Below are 26,163 nucleotides of genomic sequence, written 5' to 3' on the forward strand. Positions count from 1 at the left end.
CCCGATGGCAAGACATTGGCTTCTGCCAGCGGTGACAAGACTATCAAACTGTGGAACCTGCAAACCCAAAAAGAACTCAAAGCCCTCACCGGGCATAGCAGTTCGGTCAATAGCGTCGCATGGAGTCCCGATGGCAAGACATTGGCTTCTGCCAGCGGTGACAAGACTATCAAACTGTGGAACCTGCAAACCCAAAAAGAACTCAAAGCCCTCACCGGGCATAGCAGTTCGGTCAATAGCGTCGCATGGAGTCCCGATGGCAAGACATTGGCTTCTGCAAGCTTTGACAAGACCATCAAACTCTCGATTTGGGATGTTGATAAACTAATGGCATTAGGTTGCAACTGGCTCGGCGATTACCTCAGAACACATCCCAAAATAGCAGAAGAATACAAACCGATATGTGCTGATTACCTCAACCAAGAGTCAATCAAATAGAATTTAGGCAAAAACCGCCAGCCAGCCAGATGTTCGCACTACATTTTTTTACCACTACTTCGACTTTTTTCGTTGTCTATTCCTCACTCGCATCAGTCACAACCCTAATATTTCCCTGCGGCGAATCTTCCTCCACAACCGCCACCAGCATCGGATTATTAAATGTTTCTATTAAATTTTCACTTTTGTAGTTAGTCGAGGTTTGGGGAGTTCAAAAGGCGGTAGGTGCTAACTCTGAGGGATATTGCACTGATGTCCCTTGGAATATAAAGTGTAAAACTCCTGGAGTGCGGACATTTGTTCTCTCAATCTAGATATCTCTATATCCAAGGGAGGGAGTAGTTTCTCAAGGTGGCGAACCTCACTAAACCACAGTCGTAACTCGGGTTTGAGAGTTGCATAGAGCGTTTCGGGACACGACAGTAATATTGCTGTTATTATCTCTGCTACGAATGGCTGTTGCGGCCACTTCCCTACAACAGACATTGCATCCCCGTCATCGCTTGACAAGCATTGGTGAACAATATCAAACAGTGAATTTAACTCAATAGCTGCCCGTAATTTCTCAAGTGTCTCTGCCGTCTCTGAGGAGGTATTCACCATAGTTGTGAACTCAACAGGCCAATGGTGCAGGATGGTACTGACAAATGAAGCAATTGAATCAGGTTGCTCTTTTCTCAGAATGTCTGGCAGTATTTCTGTAAAGTAAGGAGCAACACTACGCCACTGATGTAAATCACAAGCAACATGAAAGAAGGTTTCTGGCAACCTTTCACTCTTCTGCAATGAAATATAACCTCGACATTGATTAGTGACGGGATCGACAGGTTCAAATGCTTGCCATAACAAAGGCAAAGAAACCCAGTGAGGTGGATATTTGAAACGGGCAACATCCAGCAGAAGAACTAGATCCCGCTGTGGATGATAGCCACCAATTGGTGAAAAGTGACCATCACCCGTTTGTCCCAATACCTTTCGGCTGTAGGAAACAACTAGATGAATATCACCTGACGCCGCAGTCACTTCCTCAACTGCTTGCCGAAAGTTTTCCAAGCTGCTTTGGTGGTAACGATTAGGTTTTACAACAGCACCGTTGCAACGTGCGATACAGACAAACTCATCAAAGGTGATACCGTTTTCTTTAATGACTGAAAGAGGTAAGCAACAGTCTAAAAATTCCTCTCCATACCATCTCCACACCCCTTTCCAAATGCGACCCGGATCGATGGATAAGGCATTAAGAACAACAACTAAACTACCCAATCCACAAAAAGCGGGTTCTGCTTGAGTATGAAACTGTTCAGCTAGAGCAAAATACCCTTCCATACCTCCCAATGCCAACGCTTCTCGAAATATTTGCTTTCCCTCTACCGAGGAAAAGGCAATAGCAGAATCGGGGAGTGAACGACGATAAAACCCTTGAGCCGACATGGAGTGTTTTAACCCTGATTGCTTATGGTCCTAATAAATATTATGCAAAATCGTCACCTTGATAAGGATGAATGCACTTATTTACTATTTTTTTCAATTTTAGCAATAAAACGCTGCGAAGATTTGACTTTCTGGGTGCAAATTTAAAAAACGTGACCATTTGCAAGGTACCGCCAGACATCAAGCTGATGAAAGAATTCGGCAATTTCCCACAGGTTGAGCGTTATGCAGCTCTGAGCAATCAAGCTTTTCTGAATATCCTCACTCACGCAATCGATGTTTTAGAAGAGTCAGCTCAACAGTTGTAATAGTTGCAATCCATCAAATTTAAATCTGTGATTTGGATTGGCACTGAGGTGGTTGATACTCAGGGTATTTATAGTGAGATTGGTGATAACAACAATATGGCAATTAGCAAATAAATATCTCACAGCGCCACTTTCTGCTCCCTTGTCGGTTGCCAGAACCAGCCATCTCGTCAATAATTACTCTCGGATATCGGATAATTCTAGAGCAGAAAAAAAGAGAGTTAAAGTGTTTTTTGCAAGCTGGCAAAGGTACTAAATTTCGGAGATAACTAACTTCTGCTGCGAGAGAGTTAATTAATAGTGTTTAGCGTTAGTGGACGCGGGTTTGTGAGATAGTTAATTTTAGCATGAGATTGTTGGTGAACCCGCCCCTACAGTGAGTGCAAAATAATTGAAAAATGTAAAATTTTGTATATGAATTGACCGAACTTCAGGAAAATAGACGATAGTTGATATGCAAGAGATTTTAAGCGTCGGCGAAAACAAATTTTAATCAGATAATAAAATGGTAGTAGCAGCACCTGTTCAATCCGGCAGTCAGTCGATTTTTCAAACTCGCTACGACAACTTTATCGGCGGCCAGTGGGTGCCACCGGTGAAAGGGAAATACTCGGAAAACCTTTCTCCAATTACAGGAAAATCAATTTGTCAAGTTCCCCGATCGAGCGCGGAGGATGTAGAATTGGCACTGGATGCCGCCCACGCCGCGAAAGACAAGTGGGGTAAGACTTCCCCAGCCGATAGGGCGCGGGTTTTACACAAAATTGCCGATCGCATCGAAGAAAACCTCGATCGCCTCGCCATCGCCGAAACCTGGGACAACGGTAAACCAATTCGTGAAACCCGCCTCGCAGACATACCGCTGGCGATCGACCATTTCCGCTACTTCGCAAGCTGCATCCGAGCCCAAGAAGGGTCGATCGGCGAACTCGACGGAACCACCGTCGCCTACCACTTCCACGAACCCCTAGGCGTCATCGGACAAATCATCCCCTGGAACTTCCCGATATTAATGGCCGCCTGGAAACTCGCCCCAGCCCTCGCCGCCGGCAACTGCGTCGTCCTCAAACCAGCAGGCCCCACCCCCGCGTCAATCTTGGTACTGATGGAAATCATCGCTGACTTAGTACCAGACGGCGCAATCAACGTCATTAACGGGCCCGGCGCCGAAATCGGCAAAACCCTCGCCACCAGTCCCCGGATTGCCAAAGTCGCCTTCACCGGCGAAACCACCACCGGCAGGCTAATCATGCAATACGCCTCCCAAAATGTCATCCCCGTCACCCTAGAATTAGGCGGCAAATCCCCCAACATTTTCTTTGAAGATATCTGCGCCCAAGAGGATGAATTCCTCGACAAAGCAGTCGAAGGATTAGTCATGTTTGCCTTCAACCAAGGCGAAGTTTGCACCTGTCCCTCCCGCGCCTTAATTCAGGAGTCAATCTACGATCGATTCATGGAAAGGGCGATCGATCGCATCCGCCAAATCAAACAAGACAACCCCTTAGATCCGACAACCGCCCTCGGCGCGCAAGTCTCCATCAACCAGATGGAAAAAATCGCCGAATACGTCAAAATCGGTCACGCCGAAGGCGCAGAATGTCTGATTGGCGGCGAAAGAAACATCTTATCCGGCGACTTGCAAGACGGCTATTATTTCCAGCCGACAGTCTTCAAAGGAAACAACAAAATGCGAATTTTCCAAGAAGAAATCTTCGGCCCAGTATTAGCAGTAACCACCTTCAAAGACGAAGCAGAAGCATTAGAAATTGCCAACGATACCCTCTACGGTTTAGGTGCAGGAGTTTGGACTCGCGACATCAACACCGCCTACCGCATGGGTCGCGCCGTTCAAGCAGGCCGCGTCTGGACAAACTGCTATCATTTGTATCCCGCGCACGCAGCATTCGGCGGCTACAAATCATCGGGAATCGGTCGCGAAAATCACAAAATGATGTTAGAACACTACCAGCAAACTAAGAATTTGTTAATCAGCTACAGCCCCAAAGCATTAGGTTTCTTCTAAGTCATATCAAATCCCGTACAACTGGAATCGATCTAATTCATCTGCGTTAATCTGTGTTTATCTGCCCTTATCTCCGGTTAAAAAAAAAGAATTTGTTAACCGCCGATGACAAAGGATTTACGCTGATTCACGCAGATGTCGAGCTTCCATCTTCCATTTTCCATATTCCTTCTTCTAAAATGGAAACGATCGCAAAAGTCACCGCAACAGAAGCCGCTTTAAAATTAATCAACTATCTCAAAACTCAACACGGAGAATTGATGTTTCACCAATCCGGCGGCTGCTGCGACGGTAGTTCCCCCATGTGCTTTCCCGATGGCGAATTGATCGTCGGTGAGGGTGACGTATTGCTGGGCGAAATAGGCGGTTGTCCCTTTTATATTGCAGCGCAGCAATACAAATATTGGCAGCACACGCAGTTAATTATAGACGTGGCATCGGGGCCCGGAGGCAGCGATTTTTCCCTGGAAGGGCCGGATGGAGAGCGTTTTATTACTCGTTCCCGGTTGTTTGTTAATGCTGATTAACTCGGCGTTGCATAATAGAGGGATGATCGGGAGAAAAAGTAGCAGGAAATGCCCAGAATGCAAATCCCATAAAACAGTGCGTAAAGTTTTGTAACTTTGATATATTGTTATCTTGGATGCCCTCTAGAGCCTTCTATATCAGAAGTTAAAAAAACGGATGAACGCTATAATTATTGGTTGTGGCTATGTTGGAAGTGCCGTTGCCCAGCATTGGCGGAACCTGGGTCACGTAATTACTGCAACGACGACAACGCAAGACCGCCTTGAGGAGTTACAGAAAGTTGCCAACCAGGCGATCGTCCTGAAGCGCTGCGATGAAGAGACATTACTGACGATCCTGCAAAATCAAGATGTGGTCTTCCTGAGTCTCGCTCCTACAGCAAACCAACAAGTAGATGCCGATATGTACGAGGAGACATACCTGCATACGGCCAACAACCTTGTCCTTGCCTTGAAGCATTTTCCAAACATAAAACACCTCATATATACCAGTAGTTCTGGGGTGTATGGCAATAGTAATGGAGCCTGGGTTAGTGAACTTTCACCTGTGGCACCAACTGACAGACATGGAGAGATTTTACATGAGACAGAGCAAGTTTTGCTATCAGCATCCAGCCCTGATTTGAAAGTATGTATCTTTCGCCTTGCAGCCATTTATGGACCCGATCGCGAGTTCAAGAAACGGTTAAGTGGGCTTGCAGGCACTACTCGCCCAGGCACAGGCAATCATTTTACGAACTGGATTCATCTGGACGACATTGTATCAGCAAGTGAGTTGGCGCTCGCTCGTCAATTAGAAGGAGTTTATAACGTAGTGAATGATGTTCCCATTACTGCTCGTGAATTGTTTAAACAACTCTGCGATCGCTACGAATTACCTGAAGTGGAATGGGAGGGGTCAGATACAACAAAGCGATCGAATAATCGGCGCATATCCAATCAAAAGCTTAAAGCAGAAGGATACCAGCTCATTCATCCAGTAGTGGAAATTTGAGGCTGTTAAATGGCGAATACATCAGCCTTTTGTTCGGGTTGTTCGTAGATTAAAGTACAGCTTCGGGGGGTGTCTTCAGTATCGGGAGTCCAACGCATGGAGGCATAATATGGAGTTTTGAATCGATCGCTCGAAAGAACAACCTCTATTGCATCTGGAAATTGGATTTGTAGAAAATCGCCTTGTATTTCACTCGGTTGAGGAGGAACTGGCAGTTGAGCCATCTCATCTAGTGAAACATAGGTTCCGCCTGTGGTTTGAGCAGGAAGTTTGAGGCCGTTGACTTGATCGATCCTACAGTCAGTTTGTTGGGACCACCACGGTTTCGCTACCTCTTCCTTAATCTCTCTGAAGAATGAAAACTTGTTGGGCTGAGGGCTATTTGGGGCAGATGTGTAGATTACTACCACACTGGTTCTTTTCCCTGATGCAAGGAGGTAAGGCTCAAAATAGAATCCCTGACCTGTACGATCGTGCCCAATCATTGTGTCAGAAGAATGGGGATTAAAAAGCAGATAAGCCTCTGGATCGACCGGATGGATAATCAGGGGATTACCCAAGGTCAAAACCCATTGTTTCTGCCTTACTGTGTCTGTCATCCGACTCCTGAAGTCGAGGGAATGGGTGACAGTTTGCCGATCGTCAGAAGGAATGAAGCTCCGTACAGAATCAAGAATATCGAGAACCTGCCCTGTGACATCATATCTAACCAATACCCTTGCCAACGTCCGCAGTGATGAGCCATGAGAGTCTCCCACTGCTGTTGAGCAGTTAAAGGTACTTTGGCGGTGATGGAAACTTTGTTCTCTGACATAGGCGTATCCCTGTTTTCCCTATAGATTGTTGTCAATAATTTAGTTTGGCGGATTTAACCTGCTCATTTATCCTACTCAAGACTGAGCCAGGATTATTTGCAACTGAGACTGGTATCATTGACTTCGACGCTTGTTTAACTGCAACTGACAAACCCTGATGCTATGGCGGCCATAATACCTATCCTACTCTCGGACGAAACCATTTTTGCTTCTCCTTATTTAAGATTGCCGATCGGTTCTCAACTATTATTGTAATTAAGGAAAATCTAATTTGCGCGATCGCCCAATTGCGGATTTAGTTGATGTTGATAGCGACAGGTTTCAAGCTGCCGCTAAAATCAGTATCTAAGCTGATGCAGGATTAATGTTTTATTGATGACTTCAAAATTCACGCACTCAAAACTTAAGACTACTTTAAGCTTGAGTATTTTTAATTAGAGCCACTTCAATTTTGTCACCAGTCTTTTTACTGACTTGGGCGCGCAAACCTGGTCCAAAAAAAGTAGCTATTTTGTCTTGCTTTTCTTCCCAGACTTCGATGGGCATTAGCGGCGAATAAAACTCTAGAATTAACCCATAAGCACCGTCAACATCAACTTCCCGCAACCCTTGCAGGAGGGGCCGTTCCTCGTCTGTTGGGGCCAGGCCCAGGCGCTCCAAAGCATCATCTAAGTGCGCTTGTTGGCCGTAGCGAAATCGAGTGACATCTTTGCGGACTTGGTTTTGAGTATCTGTCGCTTGACTTTCTCGCAGGAGAAGAACTTCGGGAGAAGTCGGTTCGGTGAACTCCACTGGTTCGAGTTCGGCGGCTTTCAGAGCCAAACCTCCCAGCAACAGCGGAATTCCATAAAAAAAACCGGCTAGGTTCAGGGTAGGTCTGTCTGTGAAGTAGGCTCCAAACCCGACTGCTGCTATAATACCGCCCACAACTAAGGCTAGGTTTGCTAAAGAAATTTTGCGTAACATATTAGTGAGGTAAGTAGTCGGACAGAAATAATATACTTTAATTATTATCTGTCAAAAAGTCTTGAATAAATTTAGTTTTTTTGCCAAAAGACCTGCAAAAACTGCTAGCATCTATGAGCGCGGGAGCGGTGTGCATCCACAGTCTTGTCTCTAGGTTCAGAAGCTTATCCTGCCGGACTCGCCCGGGCACGCCATCGGTAAATATCCGTGTTAATTGCGCGGCGTTGGTTCCAGAAGGCAATCGAGATCGGCAGTATCATCAAAGTATACAGAGTGGCGATCGCGATCGACACTCTTGCCCTTTCAACCATTTTTCGGACATGATTAAAGACGAAGACAAACAAACTGCTGGAGCAAACAAGGCGGTTCTGGAGCAGATTAACTCGCTCAAACGCGAAGATGAAAGGCTTTATAATATCTTAGCGATCGATGTCTGGGCCCTAGCCAAGACGATGGATGAATATCAACCGGGATTTTGGGCTGCTTTTATGAAAAACCGGGAGAAGGCCCTGAAGCGATTTTTAGCTGGAATGATGAAAAATAAACCTGCAGATACCAAGCGTCCGCCTTTTTTGCGCTAAAATTTGGCTGGAGTTTGGCTGAGGTTTTGATGTACAATCAAACTATAACACAGACCCAAAAACCCTGAGCAGGTTCATCACTTCTCATATAAAAACAGTGAAGGATTTGCCGAAAAAGGTATGTCGGTGGATTAAGAATCTCCGTCTGTTTGCAGGGGGGAATGTCAAATATTTTTGTTAATAGTAGCAAAGGCAAAAAACCATGGATGCACAAACAATCAAAGAGCGCGTAGCAGAGATCGAGAGCAAGCGGGAATCCCTCGTGCGGCTGTTAGATCGATCGGACTTGGGAGCCCTGAGAATAGATGTGAGTCAGGCGATCGAAGAAATTGACGATCTCTTAGAAGAATTCAAGCGTACTTTTAACAGTTAGGGTCATTGGGAATAGGGCATGGGGAATGGGGCATGGGGCATGGGGCATTGTTGACTGTTAACTAATAGCTAATAACCAATAACAGATAGCTAATAACCAATTCCCCATGCCCCATGCCCCATGCCCCATTCCTAATGATTAATTCATCACCATATCCATCAAAATTTGTTGAGAACTCACTTCGGGGCAATTAGCAGGCGGCCGCCGCTGAGAGTAGTGTCCTCCAGACTGCAAATCCCAAGCTTGGCGGTTGTCAGCTAGCATTACTCCCAAAATTTCTTGCAATTCCTTGGCAATTGTCGGGTCTTCCACTTGAACGATCGCCTCAACCCGTCTTGTGAGATTGCGCTGCATCCAATCTGCAGAACCAATATACACCTCTTCGTCGCCACCGTTGAAAAAATAAAACATCCGAGAATGCTCTAAAAAGCGGCCGATAATACTGATAACTCTGATATTTTCGCTAACACCCTCAACGCCGGGACGCAAACAGCAAATCCCCCGAATAATCAAATCAATTTTAACTCCCGCTTGTGAAGCTTCGTACAAAGCAACAATGATTTGAGGGTCAACTAAAGCGTTCATTTTAGCGACAATGCGGCCGCAGCTACCGATACCGCCTTCGGCCTGCAAGCGGCAGAATTCGGCCTCGCGCCGGATTAAAGCTAAAAATCGATCGCGCATATTGACCGGCGCTACCAATAATTTGCGATAAGATACCTGTCGCGAATAACCAGTCAAATAATTAAACAAATCCGTCAAATCCGAACCCAAATCCTCGCGACAACTCAACAAACCCACATCGGTATAGAGTCCGGCTGTTTTGGGATTATAATTGCCGGTGCCGATGTGGACATAGCGGCGGATATACCCTTCCTCGCGACGCACTACCATCACAATTTTGGTGTGGGTTTTGAGTCCCACCAAACCGTAAACTACGTGGACTCCCGCTTGTTCTAACTTGCGAGCCCAATTAATATTATTTTCTTCGTCAAACCTAGCTTTGAGCTCTACTAAAACCGCTACCTGCTTGCCGTTTTCCGCTGCTTGAATTAAGGCGCTGACGATGGGCGAATCACCCGAAGTGCGGTATAAAGTCATCTTAATCGCTAACACGGAGCGATCGTGCGCCGCCTCAGTAATAAACCGCTGTACCGTCGCAGCAAACGAGTGATAGGGATGGTGCAGCATCAAATCCCCCTGCCGGATGGTGGTGAAAATATCCTCGCCCTCTTCAGCATCCAACCTCGATTTGTCTAAAATCCTTGCCGATTCCGAGTTCCGCAATCGCGGTGGCACAACCGGAGTCCAAGGAGGGTCTTTCAGTTCCGGCACCGGCAGCCCCACAAAAGACATCAAATCCTTGAGGCCTAGCAGCCCCTCTACGACGTAAACATCTTGCTCACCGAGATCCAGCTCCTCCATGAGCATATCTCGCAGCGCAGGCGGCATAATCGCTTGAATTTCCATCCGCACCGCAGAACCTCCAAACCGGCGTTTGCGGAGCTCCTGTTCTATTGCCAGCAGCAAATCCTCTGCCTCATCTTCCTCCACCGTCAAATCGGAATTGCGAGTAATGCGGAACGGGTGATATTCCTCTACGTCCATCCCCGGAAACAAAGCTTCTAAATTGTGGGCAATCACCTGTTCTAGGGGCACGCCAGTCCAAACAGGAGATTTGCCCCTCTGCTGCCACTGCAAATCCCCCGGCAGCGGCACAAACCTCGGCAAAACCTGCGGTACTTTGACGCGGGCAAACAATTCTTCCCGGGTGTCGGGGTCCCTGACTACTACTGCTAAATTGAGGCTGAGATTTGAAAGGTAGGGGAATGGGTGGCTGGGGTCAACTGCTAGGGGAGTGAGTACGGGAAATACTTGTTCTTTGAAGTAGCGGTGCAAGTAATTGCGCTGTTCTTGATTGAGGTCAATGTAGTCGAGAATGTAGATTTCGCTTGCTGCTAGTTTCGGCCGCAGGGTTTGCTCAAAATACGAGTGCTGCTGAGTAACCATCGGCAAAAGCCGCTTGTTCAGGGCATCTAGCTGTTGTTGGGGGGTGCGGCCGTCGGAGGTTAATTTGCTGACTTTTGCGTGTACTTGTTGTTTGAGGGCGCCCACGCGCACCATAAAATATTCGTCTAGGTTGGAGCTAAAAATAGCGAGAAATTTGAGTCTTTCTAAAAGGGGCGTGCGGGGGTCGAGGGCTTCGTGGAGCACGCGGTTGTTGAATTCTAGCCAGCTTTGTTCTCGGTTGAAGTAGTATTGGGGGTCGCTGAGGTTGATTTCAGTGTAGGTTTTGGCGGGGGTCTTTTTTGGCTTGGGCATGGTTTGAGGGAGTCTTTGGGAGGCTCTGTTGATCGCATCTGTGAATTAGTATCGCAGGTTAAACTATTTGTTCGCATCTGCTTTTAGTCGATCGCTAAAACATTGAATTTAGGTAAAACTTTCAACTATTTTTCTAGGATTACCACGAAATCCTCAATCATCACATCAAAAGTGCGAGCCAGCTTGTGAACTGCTGCAAAGTCAACCATTGCCATCCCCTGAGAACGAGCATAATTGCTAATCGTACTGTAGCCCACGCCCGATCGCTCCGCAACTTCCTTGAGCGTCCATCCCTTCTCGGCAGCCAACTCTCGAACCCGCAATCTGACTAAGCCTTTGCTCATATTCACTATTTACAAAATTTTGGATTTAGTATAATATATCAAAAAGCGATCGCCCCCGGTCTGCAAACTAAAGACGATCGCCAGTTAAAATTAATCCCGACAGATAATTTCTGTCGATCGCACTTAGCAGAGATAGATTTAGCTACCACCACCAGATGCAACTACAATGATATCAGAAAATCAGCTAAGATCGTCAGCGATCGGCGCATCAAAAATTATTCACAAATCGTCGATCGTCAATCCGCGATCTAGATTTGTCACCGAAGAAACAGTGGCACTCCTGTTCAACATCTCACCTGAACAGATATACCGGATCGATTGCTGCCACAACGTGGTGTATGTTCATGCCAAAGGCCTCAGTCGATTTGTCAGCTACGCTGATTTCCCCCCAATCTTAGAAGTAAAACCGCCCTGTGCTCAAGATTTTGTCGCCTGGTACAAACGCTGGAAACGGACACAAGCACCAGATTTTTGGACTAAATTCTATACGTACAACTTCAAAACGGCTGTTTCAGTGGACAGCTTGCTTGAATGGGGTAAATTAGTTGCTACAGTTAAATCGGTAATTTCTGCCTCAGCGCTGCAACAGCTACGAGATGTTTACGCTCAAGAAAAAACATTGATGGAAAATTTTTAAAGCAGTTGGCGCGAGTAAACCCGCGATTGTTGGCCACCAGCAAGATAAATGTAAGGTGCGCTTCGGCGCACCCTACGAAATAGAGATTCTACTCAAAACTCTTCTTTACCTTCCAATCCCCACATATTGGAAACCAGCCGCTTCTAAAGCCTTCTTGTCTAAGAAATTGCGGCCATCAATCATCACTGGATGATTCATCAACTTCGCCATTTTATCGTAATCTAAATTGCGAAACTGTTCCCAGTCCGTCACCAACACCAAAGCATCGCAACCGTCTGCCAACCTTTCCGGGTCAGTTTCTACCAAAACTCCCGACAAACCGTGACGCATCCCAGTTTGAGAAACGATGGGATCGTAAGCTTTAACTTTCGCTCCCAACCGATTCAAATTCTCGATTAAAATCAGCGCTGGAGCATCCCGCAAATCGTCAGTATCCGGCTTGAAAGTCAAACCCAAAAGTCCGACAGTTTTACCTTTGAGAATCTTCAAAACGTGCTGCAACTTTTCAATAGCAATGAACCGCTGGCGTTCGTTAACTTCCACTGCCGCTTTCAGCAAATGTGCCTCGTAGCCGTAATCGTCAGCAGTGTGAACTAAAGCTGAGACATCTTTGGGGAAACAAGAACCGCCCCAACCAATGCCAGCTTGCAAAAACTTGTTGCCAATCCGTGAATCTAAGCCGATACCTCGGGCAACTTGACTAACATCTGCACCAACCCGATCGCAAATATTAGCAACTTCATTAATAAAGCTAATCTTCGTAGCCAAAAAAGCATTAGCTGCGTACTTAATCATCTCCGCTGAACTGATATCAGTCATCACCACAGGAACCTCCGGCAAAGACGGATTTTCTGCAAACTTGCGATCGACAATCGGCCGGTATAACTGTAGCATCATATCCATAGCCCGCCGAGAGTTGCTGCCGAGAACAATGCGATCGGGATTAAAAGTATCGAAAACAGCACAGCCCTCCCGCAAAAACTCCGGGTTGCTAACCACATCAAATACCACACCTTTTTTTGCTGCTACTTCCTCACCCGTAGCCGCATCATTGGTTTGAGCTTTTTGACGTTCCGCCAAACCGTCGAGGACAATCCTCCGCACCCAGTCCCCGGAACCGATGGGAACCGTAGATTTATTGACAATTACTTTATAATCGCCATCGAGGTGAGCTCCAATTCCACGAGCAACCGCTTCCACGTAGCGAGTATCGCTTTCCCCAGTAGGCAAAGGAGGCGTCCCCACGGCAATAAACAAAATGTCCCCGTGAGCCACTCCGGCTGCTAAATCCGAAGTAAATTCTAGATTGCCCGACGCAGATGCAGAGGACATTAATTCAGACAGTCCGGGTTCAAAAATAGGCGACTGTCCCGACTTCATTAATTTTACTTTTTCTTCGTTGTTGTCTACGCAAATCACGTGGTGGCCGATGTGGGCCAAACAAGTGCCGGTGACTAAGCCAACATATCCTGTACCGATGACGCAAACATGCATACAAATGTCCTCAAAGTTAGTAAAAAAATCAGATAGGAATTGGTAATCGCAAATCGAGAATTGGGAATTGGGAATAAGGAAGATTTTTTCTCTCCCCCACTCTCCCAGTCTCCCCCTCTCCCAGTCTCTACTTTTGGTTTCCCTCTATGCGATCGCGAAAATCCTTTATAGTCAACTCTAAACCTTGATCGAGCGGCACAGTTGGCTCCCACCCCAACCAATTTTTAGCACGAGTAATATCCGGTTGTCGCTGTTTTGGATCGTCTTCCGGCAGCGGTTTAAAAATAATTTCTGCCCCTGGATTAATCGTGTTTTGAATTTTTTGTGCCAGTTCCAATATAGTGTATTCGCCAGGATTTCCCAAATTCATCGGTCCGATTTGGTCGCTATTCATCAAACGAATAAATCCTTCCACCAAATCAGAAACGTAGCAAAAACTCCTGGTTTGGGAGCCGTCGCCGTACACAGTCAGCGGTTGATTCCGCAAAGCTTGAGCAATAAAGTTGCTCACTACTCTACCGTCATTTTCCAACATCCGGGGGCCGTAGGTATTGAAGATTCGCACAACTCGAATGTCTACCCCATTTTGACGATGGTAATCAAAAGATAAGGTTTCAGCTACTCGCTTCCCTTCGTCATAACACGATCTGATCCCGATACAATTAACGTTGCCACGATAATCTTCTGTTTGTGGATGAACGTCAGGATCTCCGTACACTTCGGAAGTCGAAGCGAGAAAGAATCTTGCTTTTACCCGTTTGGCCAATCCCAACATATTCATCGTGCCGATGACGTTTGTTTTAATTGTCTTGACAGGGTTGTACTGATAGTGTATTGGGGAAGCGGGACAAGCCAGATGGTAAATCTGATCTACCTCTAACCGAATCGGTTCCGTGATGTCGTGGCGGATTAGCTCAAAATACGGGTTGTCTAGCCATTTGAGGATATTGCGTTTAGTCCCGGTGTAAAAATTATCCAGGCAGACTACCTCATGTCCTTGGGCCATTAAGCGATCGATTAGGTGAGAACCGAGGAAACCTGCACCGCCTGTGACTAAAATTCTCATTGTGGAAACTGCCGTTCTGTTTAGGGGTAGGACTGTGGTACAAAAATTCAGTCGCTAGAATGAAACTTTCTAATAGAATAACAAAATTGCGATCGACAATGTAAAGACTTATGCGTCACTTTTATAAAATCTTTAATTAACTTAGCATTTTCAAATACTTGGAACAAAGTGCTATAATTCGCAAATGTCGGTAGCAATTTTTATTTAAGCTTTAATATTTCCGAAAAAACACTCTTGACATTAGTTAGGTTATTTGTTAGTGGTTATTGGTTATTTGATGACTTCGGTCTGAGGTTGGGCGATGCGCTAGGGGATAGCTGCGCTTCACTGGCTTATTTGAAAAAACCAGGGTCGATTTATCTGAAAAGCAATATGAGAGAAATTATGTCGATCTAAAAAATTAGGTAATAATTTCAGGAAAACTGTAGTTTTACTTGAACCGTTAGGGCAGCCAATAATGTAAATATTTGGCTTAATAGTAATATTAATTTGATAGCTTTTCTCTTAGTCCCCCTCTGCTGGGACGAGAGTTTGTGTAGGATTGGTTTCAAGCGCCGAATACTTAAAGGGATCACTAACTATTGCTTCCCTCCCCATGACATCTCAACCCAGCGGCGGAAGAGTTCGACAGTAATAGAGTAGCAACCATCAATTTCTCGAACCACATCGTGGCGTTCGAGAGTTTTTAGTGCTTCCAGTAAACTTGTCTCATCCATCCCTGTTTCTTGACTCAGCCTGTCGAGATTCATCCCTTCTAAGTGAGGTGCTAAGGCTTTTAAAATCTCCTGTTGTCCCGATGCGCCTTGCGCTGCTTGACCCCAAACTCCTGTAAAATAGTAGCGACCTCTGCTGAAGAATTCTGTGTCATTGATGACAGTTGCTACGTCTTCTAGTGCAAACATTGGATCGCGGGGGCGTCCGATTTCAAATACTTGGTCGTTGTAGAGGCGGACTAACAGAAATCCTACCAATTGCGTGAGGTAGGGTTGGCCGTGAGTTAGTTCGTAAATGCGATCGAGTGCTTCTGGTTTGTAGTCGAGGAGAAAATCATCATCGGGATTGGCTAAAACTTGGCGAGTTGCACCAAGACTCAGGAAACCTACTCGGATGGGGATAATGCTAGCAAAAAAAGGATTGAAATAATCCTCGGTCATTTCATCCAAGGTGTGCAATCCGGCAAAAGCAAAGGCTACTTTAGAACTCATTTGCACCATTCCTCGCAAAAAACCGATAAAATCTTGATTGATTTCCCCAGCGTCTATCAATTCTTCAATTTTTTCAAACTCGTCTAAAGCAACGATTAATCCACTTTCTATATTTGGTATTACTTGTTCGATGTAGCGTCCAAAAGTGACATAGGGTAAATCGAGTAAATCGCGATCGGCAGGAGGTGGAATCTTGACTGTTTTGGCAATGGCATCGGTGATGAATATTAGCAGTTCGCCGACTCCTTGAGAGCAATCTCCTACCCGCAGCAAATTCACATAAGCCACCTGTACTTTTGAGCCTAAGCAGTTGCTAGCATTCAACAAAATCGAAGTTTTCCCCATCCGCCGATGACCGTAGAGTGCCACAGATTGAAGCGGATTGCCTTTTACCCACAACTCCTCTAGCTGTCTGATGATGTCTTCTCGGCCGACAAATATCTTGCCTTGGACTGGATCGCCAATTATATAGGGGATAGTAACAGGTTGAGTAATCGAAATAGCTCCGATTTTACCTGTCAATGGTAGTAATATGTCTATCCATTGTATGACAGTTTTACCAATTAAAATTCGTTCTGCTTGTGGTATAATATCTGCATTCTTGAGGATAGTTGCAAGCTGACCTAATGCTCGGTTGAGGGCAAGGGAACGGGCAGAATGAGATACGCTATTCTGGACGACTTGAACATCGGCAATTACCCGCCGTAGAGAAGCAATTGCTTCCCAAGTAGTGCCACGCAGCAGAGGTGGATTTGGGGAAGCAGGCAGCTTCAGGGAAGCAATCTCGGCTAGTTCTGCTGTTTGGTGAAAATCTGTGAGAATCTGCGCTAAAGTAAACATCTCGTCTCCATAAAGCAGATCTCGCACTACTGCGAAAGCTTCTATAGCTTTGTCTGGTTTTTGCTCATTGAGATACCAGAAACCAGCAGCAGAGGCACGGGCAGGAGTATCTAAACGAATTTCTGTTTGAAAACGAGCTTTAATTTGTTCTTCCCAAGGTGTGATGGTAAAAAAACCTGCTACTGCTTCTGACTTCATTACTTCACTGAGAGAAGCTGAGGCAAAACGCACTAACTCGCAATCATAAGGATCTTCTGATAATTGAGCGACGCGATCGATAAGTTGTTCTTTTGGCGTCTCTGCTAGCACGCTATTTACAGCTTTAACAACAGGGATAAACTGAAGGGTAAATCGTAGTAATTGGTTAATGTTGTGCAATCCTATTTCCCAATCCCGCCTCAGCCAATTAGCTATTTGAGAAGACAGGTAGGGAAGGGGAAGTGGGGTAATGTGAGGAAATTGTCTATTTTGCTGTTGACGCTGGAGTAAGGTAAACGGTACAGCGAAAAGCCAATTTTCAGGACGTGCGAACGCCACGCTGAACACCACGCCCCAGGCTACGCCGAACGCCACGCCCGCCACGCCGAACCCCACGCCGAACCCCACGCCGGACGCCACGCCGGACGCCACGCCGGACCCCACGCCGAACGCCACGCCCAACGCCACGCCGGACCCCACGCCGGACACCACGCCGAACGCCACGCCCGCCACGCCCAACGCCACGCCCAACGCCACGCCGGACGCCACGCCCAACGCCACGCTCAACGCCACGCCGAACGCCACGCCCCAAGCCACGCCCAACGCCACGCCCCAGGCCACGCCCAACGCCACGCTCCAGGCCACGCTGGACACCACGCCCCAGGCTACGCCGGACGCCACGCCCAACGCCACGCCGAATGCCACGCCCAACCAATCGATAGAAACGCCTATTTCTTCAAAAAATCTACTCAAGCCTACGGGGATAACAATGATTAACATCAAGGCTTGTAGAATTAACTGACGCTGGACGGAATTTTGACGCAACCACTCCCACTTTTCTCGCCAGGTTTTCGCGTCTTTTAAATTAGATTCCCCCCCAAAGGTAGACTCATACCACCGCAAAGCTTGAGGAAAGAAAAACACCCAATATAACAATCGCAGGTAATCTAAAGGATTCCACAAAGAAAGAGGATGCTTCAGTTTGGGAGCTAAATCTAACCGAGGAACAGGGCGATCGTTTTGACTCATAAATAGGTGGGAATGAATAAACAGGACTTACGCACGGGTGGTGAGAAACCGGGTTTTTTACCGAATCTGCGATTCTCTAACGAAATATTTTCGTAAAAAACCCGGTTTCTGGGCCCCCATGTGTAAGTCCTAGTTGATATAACCAGCATAAGTTTGATAGCATAACTGCATCAATTTCTGAGGATAGCCGCCACTTTCCGCAATTAACCCCGCAATTTCTTTCTCTGTAAAATTCACGGGCTGAGCAATAGGTGTTAACCAGGAAGCCTGGAGGCGACTAACAATAAATTCGCGGCTGATTCTTTCATCCCATTGCGTCAGATTTTCCTCAATACAAATCCCTTTAAAAGGAGATGTCATATTTCTGTCTTGACTGTCAGGAAACAGGGTATCGAGAGAGGTGCAGGCGGCGACAACTAGACGCAAAGGTGCGTTATTTCCCTCAGCCAAACCCCGCAGTTGGCCGCGTACTTGGTTAGTAAATCCATCCCAGGTCATTTTCTCGACTTCATCTAAAAGCAACAGCAATCGGTGCGATTCTAAAGTCCGTTCTAGTAAATATCCCTTCGCTGTCTCGATACCCGCTTTGTCGCATAAAGCACCGTAAAAGTCATCTTCATCGCAAACATTTTTTAAATCGAGGTAAATGGGTTGGCGCGGATGATGGAGTTGATTTGGGGCTTCTCGGTAAATGGCTTGTAGCACAGAACTTTTGCCGATCGCTCTTTCGCCAATGATTGCTACGCTACTGCCACTATTCAGCGTCTCGAATACCCGCCGAATTTCCCTTTCTCTACCAAAGAAAAATCGCGGATCGTCTATCTTGCCATGCTGGGGAATAAAAGGATTATTGTGGTAGGAATTATGGCCTCCCATCGAAGAAACCGGGTTTTTTATCGAATCTACGGGCTGCAACGCAGTGTCTTCGTAAAAAAAACCGGTTTGTGAGCCCCCATGGGTAGTTATATTGGATTCTTTAATTTCTTGCCAATTTAATTCTAAAGCCTTGCAAATTGCCACAAAATACTGGGGCTTGACATTCTTTAGGTTGAAAAATTTATGAACAGTTTGAATATCAATACCTTCCGGCTTTTCGCCTTCCACCACAACGTAATTGGCTAAGTCTTGGCGACTCCAGCCTTTGTCTATGAGAGCTGTTTTTGCTTTTTCGATTCCAACCTGGGATGCTGTGAGCTTTGGTTGTGGCATACCTAAATTACAAACCTTTTAAGTATTATAGCGAGCGATCGCCAACCAAACGCATCCTAAACGCATATCAAACTCATAGTATTTGAAACCCATACACACCTTGGCTTTCAAGGTTTTGCCCTTTATGATTAAAACATCACCAATCAAAAGGTAGCAATTATGAAAGCTCAACCAAATATGACACCTGCTAAACCCAAATCTACTAAAATTACTCGTAAAAACCCTTCTCCTCAATCTCCCTCTCCTTTCCAGTACGTCTTCGCCACTGTTATCTTTTTTACCTTACTTTCTGGAGGAGTCTCTTTACGAATTAGTACCGAAGATCGGCCATCTCCCCAACAAGCTCGCATTTTTGAGACTTGCAATAGCACTTGGAATATGGGTGTGGGTGCGATTTTCGGACTTTTAAGTAGTAAGGTAGTTCAAGATAATGAAGATGATGGTGATGAGTAATCTCTGATAGTTTATTTGCAAAAGGGCGATCGCCCTTTTGCTCCAAAAGTGCGATCGCTCTTTCAAAAACCCTAACTCCTACTCAGACAGTTGACGTGCTACACTCAGAGTATCGTCACAGCCACAAACATAATGCAAACGATTACCATCACAATTCCAGACGAGCGCCTGCACAAGCTCCAAGAAACCGCCAACCGCCTCGGCGTTTCCCTAGAAGCATTACTCCTTGCGGGTGCTGAAAACTTGCTCGCACCACCAGAAACATCCTTCCAAAATGCTATGGAATACGTCCTCAAAAAGAATGCTGAACTTTACCAAAAGCTCGCGTAATGCGCTATCTAACTTTAACTGAAGTCTTAGAAATTTATCGGCGCATTATCGAGCAGTCTGGCGGAGCATTTGGCATCGCTAATTTAGGAGCCTTACAGTCAGCTTTAGCTCAGCCACGCATGACGTTTGACGGGGAGGAACTTTACCCAACTATCGTGGAAAAAGCTTCAGCCCTTGGATTTGCTTTGATTAAAAATCATCCTTTCTTAGATGGTAACAAACGCATCGGTCACGCAGCAATGGAAGTCTTTCTAGTTTTGAATGGCTTTGAGATTTCTGCACCTGTGGAAGACCAAGAACAAATTATATTACAAGTCACATCAAGCGCGATCGCCCGCGATGAATTTACTGAGTGGCTGCGCTGTCATATTGTTCCTAATTCTATTTGAGAAATTATGACGGAGAACCTCACGTTATATTTCAGCCCGACTTAGGAGAGGCAAATGAATCTAGGCGATGAAATTACAATCAATCAAATTCAACAAGAATTAATTAGCCAAGAAAATGCAAAAAACTGGTTTTTAAGCTTCCCAACCGAAGACCAGCAGGAAATATTGCAGTGGCTATCCTACATGACCCTCCAAGCAGGGGCGCGAGAAGAAGATGTTTCCCTAGCTATTGCCAAATCAAAACTTCGCCCAACTTACACCCCTTGTGTGTTGCTGAGTAGAGGGCGATTAAAAGAACAAATGGCAAAGCTTTTGAAACTGCCGCCCTCAGAATCTATCAAAACCTTTTTCCTGTTAATGAGTTTATTGGCAATTGCCGATGCGCGCAGGTACTGCAAATATTGTCAAGATGGCTGTAGCCACTGGTGGCATCGCGATTTGAGCGATCGCAAAGTTGTAGATGAAATTCAGCGCGAGTTTCAACAAAGCATTCTTGTTTAAGTTGTAGTAAGCTGTGATGCGATCGGGCGATCGCCACTCAGGCTGCAGCCTTATTCTGGGCTTCCACAGGGACGGGCAAGATGCCCATCCCACAATCAAATTGACTCTTCGCTTCACAGGCATCTTGCCTGTTCTAGATGACTGGAAACAACTACAAAAAAACAGACTCTTTGTGCAACAGGCCCGAAAGCCTGTTCCTGACAAAAAGCCACACAGATTACGAATCCCGATCGAGCTTCAGCACAGCCATAAAAGCCTCCTGCGGCACATCCACAGTACCCACAGACTTCATCCGCTTCTTACCCTTCGCCTGCTTTTGCAGCAACTTCTTCTTCCGCGAAATATCGCCGCCGTAACACTTCGCCAACACATCTTTTCGCAAAGCCGGAATGTGCTCCGAAGCAATCACCTTAGCGCCAATTGTCGCTTGAATCGGAACCTTAAATTGATGGCGAGGAATCAACTCCTTCAGTTTTTCCGTCAAGCCGCGGCCCACATTATAAGCCTTATCCCGGTGTACGATCATCGCCAAAGCATCAACCGGATCGCCATTAATTAAAATGTCCATTTTCACCAACGGATTTTCGCGATAACCGATAAGGTGATACTCCATGCTCGCATAACCGCGCGATCGCGATTTCATCTGATCGAAAAAGTCCGTCACCACCTCCGCCAAAGGCAACTCGTAAACCAGCGTAGTTCGGCCTTGACTCAGATACTTCATATCCATAAAAATGCCCCGCCGACTTTGAGACAGTTCCATCAGCGCGCCCACATAAGTTTCCGGCGACAGCATTTCTACCCGCACATAAGGTTCCTCAATTTTTTCGCGATACTGAGGATCGGGCAAGTGGCTGGGATTGTCAATTGTTAATACTTCTCCTTTAATTGTTGTGATTTGATAAACCACAGAAGGAGCCGTAACAATCAAATCTAAATTGTATTCTCTCTCCAGTCTTTCTTGCACAATTTCCATGTGCAGCAAACCCAAGAAACCGCAGCGGAAACCAAATCCCATTGCACTCGAAGTTTCCGGTTCGTAAGAAAGCGCCGCATCGTTGAGTTCGAGTTTTTCTAAAGCTTCCCGCAAATCTGGAAATTGGTCAGCATCGATCGGGAACAAGCCGCAAAAAACCATCGGCTTTGCCTCTGTATAACCCGGCCAAGGCTCCGGTGCAGGCTTTTTGACCAAAGTAATCGTATCGCCAACGCGAGCATCAGCTACTGCTTTAATTGCCGCGCCCAGATAACCAACTTCCCCCGCGTGCAGTTCGTCTACTTGAACTTGAGTCGGTGAAAGGATGCCTAATTCATCGATGACATATTCCTTACCCGAAACCATCAACAAAACTCGATCGCCCTTTTTGACACTTCCGTCCATCACCCGGAAATACACAATTACCCCGCGATAAGGGTCGTAATAACTATCAAAAATTAGCGCCCGCAGCGGTTTGTCCACAGTATCCTGCGGCGGTGGCACCAATTCGACGATCGACTCCAAAATTTCATCTATACCAATTCCTTCCTTAGCAGAAGCCTCAATTGCCCCGCTACAGTCCAGACCGATAATTTCTTCAATTTCCCCTTTTACCCGTTCCGGTTCTGCCCCCGGCAGGTCAATTTTATTTAAAACTGGAATAATTTCCAAATTGTTTCCCAAGGCAAGGTAGACATTTGCCAAGGTTTGTGCCTCCACGCCTTGAGATGCGTCTACCACCAGCAGCGCCCCTTCGCAAGCAGCGAGCGATCGCGACACCTCGTAAGAAAAGTCCACGTGTCCGGGAGTGTCGATCAGATTGAGCACGTACTCCTGACCGTCCTTGGCAGTGTAATTCATCCGAGCCGCTTGCAGCTTGATCGTAATGCCGCGTTCGCGTTCGAGATCCATATTGTCTAAAAACTGCTCCTTCATCTCCCGTGCCTGCACAGTCCCAGTCGCCTGCAACAGGCGATCTGCCAAGGTCGATTTTCCGTGGTCGATGTGAGCAATAATCGAAAAATTACGAATGCGAGATACAGGGACGTTAGTCATGTTTTTTATCGAAGAGCTAATCGGCAAAGGATACTTTTTGTTGTATGATTACACAAGCAAGAGTAGAGTGCTTACTTCAACCTCTTACTGGGGATTGAGATGAAACCACAACTGAGACAAACCTCAAGAGTATCAGTTATTACCCTTCAAGTGTCCGGGCTCGGTCGGACACCCAAAAGGAAAAAACTTTTCTCTGTCTCATTGTACAGAAAGCTGTTAAGCGGTTGAGGAAAGGTGGGGTGCAAATCAGGGACTGCAAATATCTAGTCCAGTCGGTTGTCATCAAAAGAATTGAAACTTAAGAATTAAAACTAGGATTTTTTAACTATGAGCCAGTCAAGTATACCCTCCCACAGTTCGTCAGAAAAAGTGGAACTATCTATCCATATAGATTCTGAACTCCTCGACCAAATTAAGCACTTGACGAATGACCCCAGCAAAGTCATTGAAACAGCAATCAAGCAGTGGCTCAGAGGCGAGCGCCGCGAAGACGAGCTGGCTCTGAGTTTACGCCGCAACCCTCCAGTGCCGCCCCGCGGTGAGTGGAACGACTGAGGTGCTCTCGCCCCAGACGGCGCGCGCAAATCTGCAGGCTGTGAAATTTAGATCGCGCGGGCGAGCTCCTCTCCTGCAGATTTCGTGGCTAAAGCTACAGGTGGTGGGCGAGTGAACTCGGCTAAATCACAACCTCGGAACTATTCCAGGTGAGGGAAAAAATGCGTGAGCCAGTCCCTGGCTTGAGTTGTTGGCAGCCTCAGATTTTGGCGTAATTTTCAAACTAGATCGTTAATCGGTGCAGATTCCTAATTCCTCAATCTTAATTTTTATCTTTAAATTACCCAAAACGTCTGAGAACGAATAGTTTTGAGTTTTGAGTTTAGTTCACAGTTAAATAATTAATATTTTATGAGTTCATTAATCACTCAAAAGTCAATAGTAGAAGCCGAAAATTTTTGCAAATTGTGAGTTTTGAGCGATTAATGTTTTAATTAAAAAGCCAACAACTTTTTAATTGATTAATAACTCACAAATTAACAGTAGAACCCCCAAACAAGGGGGAGTAGTGAGTTCTTTATAAAAAACTCAATACTCCAAAATCCGAACTACTATCATCCCCTACTCTGATGGACTCTAACACAGATTTCCGGCGATCGAGCCTCGCCTCTACAGTTTTTTTTCAAGAGTTAGGGGCAGAATTAGTATTTACCCAAGACGCCTCTGGTCGATATCTATCTTTTTACTGGCAAAAAGCCGAGCAATACAACCTTACAGCAGAACAAATTGTCGATCGCCCCTTCAGCGAAACCCTGCAACCCATCCCCCCTGCGCCTTATCTCGATATCCTGCGGCGGGCGCTCGAAACCCTCGTACCGCAACGGTTCAGCTATCCATTTGGCCACGCCGGACAATATTTTCTCTTCGATTTGACACTCACTCCGGCGATCGACTCAAACGGCAAAGCTACAAAAGTCTTAGTTATGGGAAGGCTGCTGTCTGACAAACCCACAGACAGACGGCCCGACTCCCCAGAATTCATGCTCTATCGAGCTTTGCCATCCCCCTTGGACGCCCGCCAACAAATGTCGCTTCCAGCGAGCCGTATCCCCGGTCGATCGCTCCCTCCCTACTCGGAAATAGACCGTAAAATCATCTCCCAAATCGCTCAAAACCTGCACAAAACCCTCGATTTAGCAACCATTTGGCAGCAAACTGTTAACAGCTTGGGTCAAGTTTTAAACGCGAGTCGCTGCATCATCTGTTCCTACAAAAAAGACAGCGAAAATCTCGAAACCTCCCCCTTCCTTGCCTCCGAAAATCAGCCAAAATCGACCGCAGCAGCAGCCGAATTACAACAGTCTATAGCTAGCTACCCCTCGCCCCCGCTTTCCCCAACTCAAATCGAAAATCTCCAATCGAAAACTTTTAAAGTAGTAGCTGAGTACCGCCAAGAAGCTTACTCTTCTATGCTGGGAGTAGAACTGCGCGCAGCCGAACAGCCAGGGTGGATTCAAACTTTAGCCACCTTAAAACCAGTAGCAGTCGATTACGCCTCCCCCGCCACCGATCCCTTCCACCGCCATTCCGTGCTCGTAGCAGCTACCTCCTATGAAGACCAACCCAATGCACTGATATGTTTGCACCGCTGCGGCAGTTCCCCGAAATGGAGTCCAGTCGAACTCGAATTCGCCCGCGAGTTAGTCGCTCAAGTCGGCAGTGCGATCGCCCACGCTACACTTTACCAAGAATTAGAACAGGCCCGCGCCGAAGCCGTAGCTCTTTCCCAACTTAAAAGTCAATTTCTTGCTAATACTTCTCACGAACTCCGCACCCCCCTCAACGGCATCCTCGGCTTCCTAAAACTGCTTATGGACGGCATGGCAGATGACCCCGAAGAAGCGCACCAATTTATCGAAGAAGCTTACCGATCAGCAGTACATTTGTTCAATGTGATTAACGATATTTTGGATGTCGCTAAAATCGAAGCTGGCAAAATGGAGTTAGATCTCGCTCCCGTCAAACTCGGCGAACTGTTGCAACAAGTTGAGAATTTTACACGGGTTCAAGTCGAGCAAAAGCGATTGCAATTTCAAATCCAAAAACCCCCTGTGGAGGACGAGATTATTGTGTACGGCAACTACCAACGCCTGCTTCAGGTAATCTTGAACCTCACGGGCAATGCGATTAAATTTACCGGGGAAGGGGGAATTCGCATCAGTGCCGAGGTTATTAAGAAAAAGGTGACTGTTCACAACCAGCAGTTCCCCGGAATGGTGAAAATTCGAGTTGCTGATACTGGCATTGGGGTTTCTCTCGACAAGCAAGATAAATTATTTGAGTCGTTTTTTCAGGTAGACGGTGCTCGTACCAGACAATACGGCGGCACCGGTTTGGGATTGGCTATTTCTCAAAAACTGGTAGAAGCAATGGGGGGTACAGTAAATTTTTACAGTATGGGGGAAGGACTCGGCTCGACGGTTACTTTTACTGTGCCGCTTTATCAAGAACCACTATTTAAAAATTAATCATCGGTAATTGGTCATCGGGACGTTGAAGGAATTAGGAATCAGCACAAATTAAGAAGCAAGAGGGAATCAGGAAGCAGAAAAAAAACTGCTAGAGCGATTCTCAATTTTTGTGAGGTACTCGCCAGCTTTTTTACCAATTACCAATTACCCAACTGTACCTTACTCACTTAAAAATTGCTATATTCGTGTATCCGTGAGTTCCGTTTCGTGAATAAAAGCCATCAATAATTTGTAATTATCCTACAAACACAGTTCGATCGCCCACCCAGGTATCAATTTTGACTTTTATCCGTCGCCGAGCTCCCTCCTTAGGAGTTTTGGACTCATATTCATCACCCCCGCCACTTCCGATCCCCACCCAGAATTGGCATAAATCAAATCAGGGGGATACGGATAACAGCTAATCTTTAATCTGTCGGCTGGCAGCTCACACCTCCGAGTAAACCCCCACAAACCGCCAACTTTACAATAACTTAATGGCTACTTTTAGCACTGATTCAGCTTTCCAATCCCCTACTGTCAAGGATTTTTAAGAAAATACAACGCTCTCCCTTCTATGTGAAAATCATAAAGATCTTGTAAAGACACCGCAAATACTTAGTAATGTTTGACTGCCTGTGGCAATATTT

Annotated in this window: 26 protein-coding genes; 14 read left to right on the top strand and 12 right to left on the bottom strand. The window is 46.2% G+C overall.

Annotated elements, in window-relative coordinates; translation table 11 throughout:
* A partial coding sequence (locus QUA25_RS13770) for a WD40 repeat domain-containing protein (RefSeq protein WP_445305263.1) occupies window positions 1–438 on the top strand: 438 nt, incomplete at its 5' end.
* Between the two features lie 228 nt (window positions 439–666).
* On the opposite strand, the gene QUA25_RS13775 is transcribed toward QUA25_RS13770, so the two are convergent.
* Window positions 667–1,869, bottom strand: coding sequence for a phytochelatin synthase family protein (locus tag QUA25_RS13775; RefSeq protein ID WP_333038651.1), 1,203 nt, complete (start codon window positions 1,867–1,869; stop codon window positions 667–669).
* A gap of 152 nt (window positions 1,870–2,021) precedes the next feature.
* Here QUA25_RS13775 and QUA25_RS13780 point away from each other — a divergent pair, with 152 nt between their 5' ends.
* The 4 genes from QUA25_RS13780 (at window position 2,022) to QUA25_RS13795 (ending at window position 5,724) form a co-directional block, all read left to right on the top strand.
* Window positions 2,022–2,177 carry a hypothetical protein gene (locus tag QUA25_RS13780; RefSeq protein ID WP_333038653.1) on the top strand — a complete coding sequence of 52 codons (156 nt, stop codon included), beginning with the start codon at window positions 2,022–2,024 and terminating at the stop codon, window positions 2,175–2,177.
* A gap of 505 nt (window positions 2,178–2,682) precedes the next feature.
* Window positions 2,683–4,203, top strand: a complete 1,521-nt coding sequence (exaC, locus tag QUA25_RS13785) for an acetaldehyde dehydrogenase ExaC (protein WP_333038654.1) — start codon at window positions 2,683–2,685, stop codon at window positions 4,201–4,203.
* 92 nt (window positions 4,204–4,295) lie between these two features.
* Window positions 4,296–4,730, top strand: a complete 435-nt coding sequence (locus QUA25_RS13790; RefSeq protein ID WP_333038656.1) for a DUF779 domain-containing protein — start codon at window positions 4,296–4,298, stop codon at window positions 4,728–4,730.
* A gap of 157 nt (window positions 4,731–4,887) precedes the next feature.
* Window positions 4,888–5,724: an SDR family oxidoreductase gene (locus QUA25_RS13795; protein ID WP_333038658.1), complete on the top strand. Its 837-nt coding sequence runs from the start codon at window positions 4,888–4,890 to the stop codon at window positions 5,722–5,724.
* Window positions 5,725–5,729: 5 nt separating this feature from the next.
* On the opposite strand, the gene QUA25_RS13800 is transcribed toward QUA25_RS13795, so the two are convergent.
* The 4 genes from QUA25_RS13800 to QUA25_RS13815 form a co-directional block, all read right to left on the bottom strand.
* Window positions 5,730–6,401 (bottom strand): hypothetical protein, encoded by a 672-nt coding sequence (locus QUA25_RS13800; protein WP_333038789.1) that lies wholly within the window; start codon window positions 6,399–6,401, stop codon window positions 5,730–5,732.
* Window positions 6,320–6,538 (bottom strand): hypothetical protein, encoded by a 219-nt coding sequence (locus QUA25_RS13805; RefSeq protein WP_333038792.1) that lies wholly within the window; start codon window positions 6,536–6,538, stop codon window positions 6,320–6,322. The genes QUA25_RS13800 and QUA25_RS13805 overlap by 82 nt, the downstream gene beginning before the upstream one ends.
* Before the next feature lie 415 nt (window positions 6,539–6,953).
* Window positions 6,954–7,505, bottom strand: a complete 552-nt coding sequence (locus tag QUA25_RS13810) for a DUF2854 domain-containing protein (protein WP_333038660.1) — start codon at window positions 7,503–7,505, stop codon at window positions 6,954–6,956.
* A 164-nt stretch (window positions 7,506–7,669) separates the two neighbouring features.
* Window positions 7,670–7,816, bottom strand: coding sequence for a hypothetical protein (locus QUA25_RS13815; RefSeq protein WP_190657804.1), 147 nt, complete (start codon window positions 7,814–7,816; stop codon window positions 7,670–7,672).
* A gap of 9 nt (window positions 7,817–7,825) precedes the next feature.
* Between QUA25_RS13815 and QUA25_RS13820 the strand changes: the two genes are divergently transcribed.
* Together QUA25_RS13820 and QUA25_RS13825 are read left to right on the top strand one after the other, a co-directional pair.
* Window positions 7,826–8,086, top strand: a complete 261-nt coding sequence (locus QUA25_RS13820) for a hypothetical protein (RefSeq protein ID WP_006632500.1) — start codon at window positions 7,826–7,828, stop codon at window positions 8,084–8,086.
* Between the two features lie 202 nt (window positions 8,087–8,288).
* Complete coding sequence (locus QUA25_RS13825) at window positions 8,289–8,459, top strand: hypothetical protein (RefSeq protein ID WP_015176488.1); 171 nt, start codon at window positions 8,289–8,291, stop codon at window positions 8,457–8,459.
* Between the two features lie 138 nt (window positions 8,460–8,597).
* On the opposite strand, the gene ppk1 is transcribed toward QUA25_RS13825, so the two are convergent.
* Window positions 8,598–10,781, bottom strand: coding sequence for a polyphosphate kinase 1 (gene ppk1, locus QUA25_RS13830; protein ID WP_333038665.1), 2,184 nt, complete (start codon window positions 10,779–10,781; stop codon window positions 8,598–8,600).
* A 125-nt stretch (window positions 10,782–10,906) separates the two neighbouring features.
* Window positions 10,907–11,125, bottom strand: a complete 219-nt coding sequence (locus tag QUA25_RS13835) for a helix-turn-helix domain-containing protein (RefSeq protein ID WP_006632503.1) — start codon at window positions 11,123–11,125, stop codon at window positions 10,907–10,909.
* 166 nt (window positions 11,126–11,291) lie between these two features.
* Here QUA25_RS13835 and QUA25_RS13840 point away from each other — a divergent pair, with 166 nt between their 5' ends.
* On the top strand, window positions 11,292–11,762 hold the full coding sequence (locus tag QUA25_RS13840) for a hypothetical protein (RefSeq protein WP_333038668.1): 471 nt from the start codon (window positions 11,292–11,294) through the stop codon (window positions 11,760–11,762).
* Window positions 11,763–11,867: 105 nt separating this feature from the next.
* On the opposite strand, the gene QUA25_RS13845 is transcribed toward QUA25_RS13840, so the two are convergent.
* The 4 genes from QUA25_RS13845 to QUA25_RS13860 all read right to left on the bottom strand — a co-directional run bounded on the left by QUA25_RS13845 (window position 11,868) and on the right by QUA25_RS13860 (window position 18,803).
* The gene (locus tag QUA25_RS13845; protein ID WP_333038671.1) at window positions 11,868–13,256 is read right to left on the bottom strand and encodes a UDP-glucose/GDP-mannose dehydrogenase family protein; all 1,389 of its coding nucleotides are present in this window, start codon (window positions 13,254–13,256) and stop codon (window positions 11,868–11,870) included.
* A 127-nt stretch (window positions 13,257–13,383) separates the two neighbouring features.
* Window positions 13,384–14,322 (bottom strand): UDP-glucuronic acid decarboxylase family protein, encoded by a 939-nt coding sequence (locus QUA25_RS13850; RefSeq protein ID WP_333038674.1) that lies wholly within the window; start codon window positions 14,320–14,322, stop codon window positions 13,384–13,386.
* Between the two features lie 578 nt (window positions 14,323–14,900).
* Window positions 14,901–17,594: a helix-turn-helix domain-containing protein gene (locus QUA25_RS13855; RefSeq protein ID WP_333038676.1), complete on the bottom strand. Its 2,694-nt coding sequence runs from the start codon at window positions 17,592–17,594 to the stop codon at window positions 14,901–14,903.
* Between the two features lie 129 nt (window positions 17,595–17,723).
* Window positions 17,724–18,803, bottom strand: coding sequence for an AAA family ATPase (locus tag QUA25_RS13860; protein WP_333038677.1), 1,080 nt, complete (start codon window positions 18,801–18,803; stop codon window positions 17,724–17,726).
* 159 nt (window positions 18,804–18,962) lie between these two features.
* Here QUA25_RS13860 and QUA25_RS13865 point away from each other — a divergent pair, with 159 nt between their 5' ends.
* From QUA25_RS13865 to QUA25_RS13880, 4 genes are all read left to right on the top strand, one after another.
* The gene (locus tag QUA25_RS13865; RefSeq protein WP_333038679.1) at window positions 18,963–19,256 is read left to right on the top strand and encodes a hypothetical protein; all 294 of its coding nucleotides are present in this window, start codon (window positions 18,963–18,965) and stop codon (window positions 19,254–19,256) included.
* Window positions 19,257–19,388: 132 nt separating this feature from the next.
* The gene (locus tag QUA25_RS13870; protein ID WP_333038682.1) at window positions 19,389–19,586 is read left to right on the top strand and encodes a DNA-binding protein; all 198 of its coding nucleotides are present in this window, start codon (window positions 19,389–19,391) and stop codon (window positions 19,584–19,586) included.
* Window positions 19,586–19,975, top strand: a complete 390-nt coding sequence (locus QUA25_RS13875; RefSeq protein WP_333038684.1) for a type II toxin-antitoxin system death-on-curing family toxin — start codon at window positions 19,586–19,588, stop codon at window positions 19,973–19,975. Before QUA25_RS13870 ends, QUA25_RS13875 begins: the two co-directional genes overlap by 1 nt.
* A gap of 54 nt (window positions 19,976–20,029) precedes the next feature.
* Window positions 20,030–20,476: a DUF5958 family protein gene (locus QUA25_RS13880; RefSeq protein ID WP_333038686.1), complete on the top strand. Its 447-nt coding sequence runs from the start codon at window positions 20,030–20,032 to the stop codon at window positions 20,474–20,476.
* A gap of 217 nt (window positions 20,477–20,693) precedes the next feature.
* On the opposite strand, the gene lepA is transcribed toward QUA25_RS13880, so the two are convergent.
* Window positions 20,694–22,508: a translation elongation factor 4 gene (gene lepA / locus QUA25_RS13885; protein WP_006632512.1), complete on the bottom strand. Its 1,815-nt coding sequence runs from the start codon at window positions 22,506–22,508 to the stop codon at window positions 20,694–20,696.
* 327 nt (window positions 22,509–22,835) lie between these two features.
* Here lepA and QUA25_RS13890 point away from each other — a divergent pair, with 327 nt between their 5' ends.
* Both QUA25_RS13890 and QUA25_RS13895 read left to right on the top strand, forming a co-directional pair.
* Window positions 22,836–23,063 carry a type II toxin-antitoxin system CcdA family antitoxin gene (locus tag QUA25_RS13890; RefSeq protein ID WP_015176471.1) on the top strand — a complete coding sequence of 76 codons (228 nt, stop codon included), beginning with the start codon at window positions 22,836–22,838 and terminating at the stop codon, window positions 23,061–23,063.
* Window positions 23,064–23,632: 569 nt separating this feature from the next.
* The gene (locus QUA25_RS13895) at window positions 23,633–25,531 is read left to right on the top strand and encodes an ATP-binding protein (protein WP_333038692.1); all 1,899 of its coding nucleotides are present in this window, start codon (window positions 23,633–23,635) and stop codon (window positions 25,529–25,531) included.
* Window positions 25,532–26,163 lie beyond the last annotated feature (632 nt).

Source organism: Microcoleus sp. Pol17C6 (genome assembly GCF_036701145.1).
In the GTDB taxonomy this organism is placed as follows: Bacteria; Cyanobacteriota; Cyanobacteriia; order Cyanobacteriales; family Microcoleaceae; genus Microcoleus.